This window comes from Caulobacter sp. P1_B12_2, from assembly GCF_056406675.1.
Window position 1 is genome coordinate 1 of record NZ_JBFTZS010000282.1, and the last position, 6,259, is coordinate 6,259.

Annotated in this window: 5 protein-coding genes; 3 read left to right on the top strand and 2 right to left on the bottom strand. The window is 69.9% G+C overall.

Features of this window, described 5'->3' with window-relative positions; all coding sequences use genetic code 11:
* Positions 1-152: 152 nt before the first annotated feature.
* The gene (locus AC1DZ6_RS16755; protein WP_477098278.1) at positions 153-548 is read right to left on the bottom strand and encodes an NADH:ubiquinone oxidoreductase subunit NDUFA12; all 396 of its coding nucleotides are present in this window, start codon (positions 546-548) and stop codon (positions 153-155) included.
* A 258-nt stretch (positions 549-806) separates the two neighbouring features.
* Between AC1DZ6_RS16755 and AC1DZ6_RS16760 the strand changes: the two genes are divergently transcribed.
* The 3 genes from AC1DZ6_RS16760 to AC1DZ6_RS16770 all read left to right on the top strand — a co-directional run bounded on the left by AC1DZ6_RS16760 (position 807) and on the right by AC1DZ6_RS16770 (position 5,208).
* Complete coding sequence (locus tag AC1DZ6_RS16760; protein WP_477098279.1) at positions 807-3,593, top strand: TSCPD domain-containing protein; 2,787 nt, start codon at positions 807-809, stop codon at positions 3,591-3,593.
* Between the two features lie 81 nt (positions 3,594-3,674).
* Positions 3,675-4,169: a pentapeptide repeat-containing protein gene (locus AC1DZ6_RS16765; RefSeq protein WP_477098280.1), complete on the top strand. Its 495-nt coding sequence runs from the start codon at positions 3,675-3,677 to the stop codon at positions 4,167-4,169.
* Positions 4,170-4,266: 97 nt separating this feature from the next.
* Positions 4,267-5,208 carry a pentapeptide repeat-containing protein gene (locus AC1DZ6_RS16770; RefSeq protein ID WP_477098281.1) on the top strand — a complete coding sequence of 314 codons (942 nt, stop codon included), beginning with the start codon at positions 4,267-4,269 and terminating at the stop codon, positions 5,206-5,208.
* A 78-nt stretch (positions 5,209-5,286) separates the two neighbouring features.
* Here AC1DZ6_RS16770 and AC1DZ6_RS16775 read toward each other — a convergent pair.
* Positions 5,287-6,259 (bottom strand): amino acid--tRNA ligase-related protein (locus AC1DZ6_RS16775; RefSeq protein ID WP_477098282.1); only part of this gene is annotated, 973 nt, incomplete at its 5' end.

Here is a 6,259-nt window from a genome sequence, read left to right on the forward strand (position 1 = left end):
GCGGCACGACGATCGGCGCGGGGGCCGTCGGCGGCGTCTGAGCGGCCGGCGGCTGCGGCGGCGCATTCTGCAGCGCCCAGGCGCCGCCGCCGACGAGCGAACCCGTCAGGGCCAGCATCGCCACGACTGTCGATGGCCGCCGGGTCTTCATTCTATTCGGGCGACCAAGGCTTGTAGTCGCTGGCGGCGACCGCGCGCTCGCCGCCGCGGGCCAGAGAACCCTTGGGACGCCAAGCGTAGATGGTGCCCGTCAGGTTGGGATGGTGGTCCTTTTCCCAGGCGCGACGCGGCAACGGCGCCGTGGTCGGCGGCTCGTCGAACGTATAGTGCAGCCAGCCGCTCCACTCGGGCGGCACCTTGGAGGCCTCGGCGTAGCCGTCGTAGATCACCCAGCGACGCTTGCGGTCATCATAGCTGTCGCTGTTGTCGCGCGCCTCGAAGTAGCGGTTGCCGTAGTCGTCCTGGCCAATGAACACGCCACGACGGCTAATGTGGAAGCGCTGACCAATGGTCGCGCCGTTCCACCACGTGAAGATCGCTTTCAGCACCGCGTCAGCACCAATCTCGCAAAGGTCCCAGAAACCGAGGGGTGTTCCGGGAGGGTTTCGGGCAACGCCAAGGCGTTGCGAAGCGGCCGGACTATAGGTCGGCGGCCCCTCAGCGTCCAGCATCCGCCGCGCCGTCGCCACATCAACATCTTGTGGATCAAGGGGGTGCGGCGCCCCACATCTATTGAAGGGCGGTGTTCGGCGATCTAGGATGGCTAATTCTTGGCGCACCCTGGCGCCCAGGCCGCGGAATCGCCCATGCGCATCCAGTCCCGACACCCCGCCTCCGCCCCCAACATCGCGCTGCGCGAGATCGAACGCGCGGACGCCGTCATCGAGGTGCTGGCGCCCGAGGGCTGGACCGACGTTCGGGTCGAGGCCTGGCTGGACTGGGCCGTCGAGGATCAGAACGACAAGGCGTTAGACGTCGAGCTCGCGCTGGGCGGCGGTCCCGCCCGCTATGCCGATCGTCTTTCCAAGGCTGGTCTGTCGGACGGCCTGTTCGGCGACGCCGCCGACGCTGACGCCTTCCGCGACGCCCTGCTGGCCACCATGCTGACCGGCGTCGCCTCGCCCGCCGGAACACCGGCGGCGGCTCAGCGCCTGCCGGATATCGGCGAGATCGAATTCAAGCGCGTCGCAGACGGTCATCTGGCCCGCTGGCGCTCGGCGCGCCTGGCCGTCAAGGCCGCCGCTCGGCTCGACGCCGCTCTGGCCCAGGTCGGCGACGCCGTTCAACGCTGCCATGGCGACGCCAAGGCCTGCGCCGATCCGTCCAAGAACAGCGCGCTGGGCCGAGCCGCGCGCCGGGCCCGGGAGCTGGGCGCTGACGATCGCATGATCCTGGACGCGATCGCCCTGGCCGGCGCACCGCGCACCGGCTTGATCGAGCCAGACGCGAAGGCCCTGGCCCCGCTGGTCGCCTCGGCCTCCCGCCAAGGCGTGGCCGCCGTCGACGAGGCCGCCAGCTTCGCCGCCCAGGTCGGCTGGGAGACCAGCGCTCTGATCCTGGCCCTGTCTCCCGAGGACGCCGAGGCTCTGTCCAGAGGCGCGCCGGTCCGCGCCGCCATCGACGTCACCGCTTTCCAGCATGACGAAACCTTCGATTCCGCCGGCTTCAACCAAGTGGTCGGCTTGTGGGCCACGGCGCTGGAGATCGAACGCGGCGACCGGCCGGCCGAGATCGGCCTGGCCGGCATCGGCGACTGGCTGTTGATCCAGGGGCTCTCGGCCGCCGGCGACGCCGGACGTGACGCCGCCTCGGCCCTGTGGGCCCTGACGGTCGGCGCGGCGCTCAGCGCCAGCGCAGAGACCGCCGCGGTGCTCGGCGCCGATCCCRCCTTCGCCCAAGAGCGCCAGACCGTGTTGCGCGGCCTGGCCGAGCGCCGCGTGCGCGCCGCCGCCCTGCGCTCGCCGCTGGCCTCGGAAGCCGCCGCCGCCCTGGCGGTCGCCCATGGCCTGGCCCGCAAGCATGGCCTGCGCTCTTCGCGCCTGGTCGCAGCCTTCGCCGATCCCGAGGCCGCCCTGCGCCTGGGCGGCAAGGCTCTGGGACATGCTTCCGCCGCCGCGCCGGTCTCGACCGCCCAGACCGCCGACGGCCTGCTGGTTCCGACCTTCAGCGCCGCGGCCCACCTTTGCCTGACCGAGGCCGGAGCCGACTTCGACGCCGCCCGCCGCCACGCCATGGGCCATGGCTCGCTGGCCGAGGCTCCGGCGATCGATCACATGGTCCTGCAGGCCCGCGGCTTCACCGCCCACGAGATCGAACAGGCCGAAGACGCCCTGCGTCACGCCGACGGCCTGCGGGCCGCGTTCGCGCCCGCCGTGGTCGGGGCCGGGTTCCTCAGCGACGTTCTGGGTGTTCCCGCCGAGGCGCTGGCCAATCCTCATTTCGACACCCTGGCCTTCGCCGGCTTCTCAGAGATCGAGATCGAAACGGCCGAGCGCCACGCCCTCGGCGCGCGCCGGTTGTCGGACTGCGAAGCCCTGGAGGGTGAGCTGCGCGCGCTGTTCGCGGCCATCGAGGCGCCGGTCCTGGCCGACCGCCTGGCGATGATCGCCGCTGTCGAGATCTTCACCTGCCTGGCGGTTCCGGCGGTGCTGGACGTGCCGTTCGACGCCCGCCCCGCCGACGCGGCTCGCCTTCAAGCCGCCGCCGCGCGCGCCGATGTCCGGGCGCTGCGGCTGAACCGCGCCGCGCCGCCCCCGGGCTTCGCGCTTTCCCTGCCCGAGGCCGAAGTCGATGCGCCCAAGCCGGTGCGCGCGGAGGCCGCCCTCGCCGAGGCGCCGCCCGTTCCCGTCAAGGAACGGATTGTCGAGCGCGTGGTCGAACGGATCGTCGAACGCGGCGCCCGCGCCCGCCGCAAGCTGCCCGACCGTCGCAAGGGCTATATCCAGAAGGCCGCGGTCGGCGGTCACAAGGTCTATCTGCACACCGGCGAATACGAGGACGGCGAGGTCGGCGAGATCTTCATCGACATGCACAAGGAAGGCGCCGCCTTCCGCAGCCTGATGAACAATTTCGCCATCGCCATCTCGATCGGCCTGCAATACGGCGTGCCGCTGGATGAATTCGTCGACGCCTACGTCTTCACGAAGTTCGAACCGGCCGGGCCGGTGACGGGCAACGACTCCATCCGCTCGGCGACCTCGATCCTCGACTATATCTTCCGCGAGCTGGGCGTGTCGTACCTGGGCCGCGACGACCTGGCCAACGCCGATCCGGGCGAGTTCAACGCCGACGGCCTGGGCCGGGGCGAAGGCGTCGAGGACGGCGCGGCCGAGGCCGAGCCCCTGCCCGCCAGCAAGTTCATCTCCAAGGGCTTCTCGCGCGGCGCGGCGCCGGACAATCTGGTCTTCTTGCCGTTCGGCGGCCGGCGTGACCAGGAGCCCCGTCCAGCGGGCCCTCTTCAAGCAGGCAAGGGCGGCGATGTCTGCCCGGCCTGCGGCGACCTAGCCCTCAGCCGCAAGGGCGGTCTGGTGGTCTGCGACAGCTGCGGAACCCAGGCCGGCGACGGATCCCGGGGCGAGAGCGACGCCGGCTAGACGACGGGCCGAATGTTTGCCTGGCCTTAAGCTTGCGGGGTCATGCTTAATCGCCGTTCCCGCCGAAAGACCCGTGTCAGAATGAAACCGCTGCTCCCGATCCTCGCCGCCGCCGGTCTGCTGATCGCCGCCGCGCCCGCGTCGGCCCAGAACGCCGGCCAGATCGCCAAGGTCCGGGCCGGCGCCAATTGCCCAGGCTGCAACCTGTTTCAGGCCGATCTGTCGGGCAAGGTGCTTAAAGGCCGGAACCTCGCCGGGGCCCGTCTGCGCCAAGCCGACCTCAGTCTGGCCGAGATGAACCGCACCAGCTTCGCCGGCGGCGACCTGCGCGACGTCAACTTCTATGGCGGCGTGTTCGGCGGCTCCAGCTTCGCCGGGGCCAATCTGACCAACGCCAGCCTGGTCGGCGCCTATCTGGAGGGGGCCAATTTCCGACGCGCGACCCTGGCAGGAGCCAACCTTTCCGGGGCCGAGATGGACCGGGCCGTCGGCCTGACCCAGGCCCAGCTGAACCGGGCCTGCGGCGATCCGTCCACCCGCTTGCCACGCGGTCTTTCCGTGCCCGCTTGCCGTTAAACTTCCGTCATTACCGCGATTTAAGTGGCGCTTCGGGGCCGTCGGTCCCAAATCGTAACCTACACGGTCGCTTATCTTGACCGGTCTGGAGGTTTTGATGACCCGCTTGCGGATCACGCTCGCCGCTCTGTCGCTCGCCTTATCGGCCATGGCCCAACAGGCCCATGCCGGCGCCGGCGAGAGCAAGGACGTGGCCAAGATGATCTCGCTGGGCGGCGCCTGTGTGAGCTGCGAGCTGTCGGGCCGCAAGCTGACCGGGGCCCGCTTCACCGGCGCCAACTACGCCAAGGCCAATCTGATCGGGGCCGACCTGCGCGGCGCCAGCTTCTTCGGCTCCAACTTCGCCGGCGCGGATCTGTCGCGCGCCGATCTGCGCGGCGCCGAGATGCGCGGCGCCAATTTCGTCCACGCCATCTTCACCGACGCCAAGCTGTCGGGCATCGAGAGCAGCGGGGCCAACTTCGTCGGCGCCGACTTGGCCCGGGTCGACCTGTCCAGCAGCGAGCTACACGGCGCCAGCTTCCAGGGCGCCAACCTCGAGAAGGCCAACCTGTCGAGCAGCGAGCTGATCGGCGCCAACATGCAGGGCGTCAACGCCAGGGGCGCCAACTTCAGCTCGGCCGAGCTGAACGCCAGCAACATGTCGGGCGGCAATTTCGAGCGGGCCAGCTTCCGCGACGCCGAGTTCACGGGTTCGATCCTGCGCGGCGCGATCTTCAACGGCGCGGACTTCCGCGGGGCCGACCTGTCTGGCGCCAGCCTGAACGGGGCCGACCTGTCCAACGCCCGAGGCCTGACCCAGGATCAGCTCGACGAGGCCTGCGGCGACGGCGCCACCCGGGCGCCGAGCGGGCTGAGCGTCCGCAACTGCTCGGGCGACCGGCGCAGCTATCGGGTCAGCAACGACTTCCAGCGCGCCCAGGCCGAGGCCGCCCGAGCCCAGGTGGAGGCGCACCGCGCCGAGATCGAGGCCGCCGCCCGGATGTCCATTCCCAAGCCGCCGAAGCCGCCCAAGCCTCCGAAGGAGCCGAAGTACTAGGCTCGGCGAGCCCTGGAAGATCAAAAGGCCCCGGTTCGCACCGGGGCCTTTTTTCTGGGTCGCTACACCTTGATCGCCCTAAACCTTGATCGGCGGGGCGGAGCGGATGTGCAGTTCCTTGTACTGGCGGTCCTGGGCCTCGGCCGGGGCGTTCATCAGGAGGTCCTGGCCCTGCTGGTTCAGCGGGAAGGCGATGACCTCGCGGATGGCCACCTGCTCGGCCAGCAGCATGACGATCCGGTCGATGCCGGGCGCCAGGCCGCCGTGGGGCGGGGCCCCGAAGCGGAAGGCGTTCAGCATGCCGCCGAACTGCTCCTCGACCACTTCCGCGCCATAGCCGGCGGTCTCGAAGGCCTTGAGCATGATCTCCGGCTTGTGGTTCCGGATCGCGCCCRAGCACAGCTCGTAGCCGTTGCAGACGATGTCGTACTGGTAGGCGCGGATGGTCAGCGGGTCCTGGGTCTCCAGGGCCTCCAGACCGCCCTGCGGCATCGAGAACGGGTTGTGCGAGAAGTCGACCTTCTTCTCCTCCTCGTTCCATTCGAACATCGGGAAGTCGACGATCCAGCAGAACTTGAACTGCTCCTCGTCGACCAGCTTCAGCTCGGTCCCGACCCGGGTGCGGGCGAGACCCGCGAACTTGGCGAACACGGCCGGATCGCCGGCCACGAAGAACGCAGCGTCGCCCTTGCCCAGACCCAGCGCTTCCATCAGGGCCTGGGTCGGCTCGCCCAGGTTCTTGGCGATCGGGCCGCCCCAGGCGCCCAGGTCTTCGCTCCAGAACACGTAGCCCAGGCCCGGCTGGCCCTCGCCCTGCGCCCAGCTGTTCATGCGGTCGCAGAAGGCGCGGCTGCCGCCGGTCGGGGCCGGGATGGCCCAGATGGCGTTCTTGGCGTCCGCGCCCAGGATCTTGGCGAACAGGCCAAAGCCGCCGTCACGGAAGTGCTCGGAGACGTCGGCCATCTTGATCGGGTTGCGGGTGTCGGGCTTGTCGCTGCCGTACCACTTCATCGACTGGGCGTAGGTCAGGCGCTCGAAGCCCTTGTGCTCC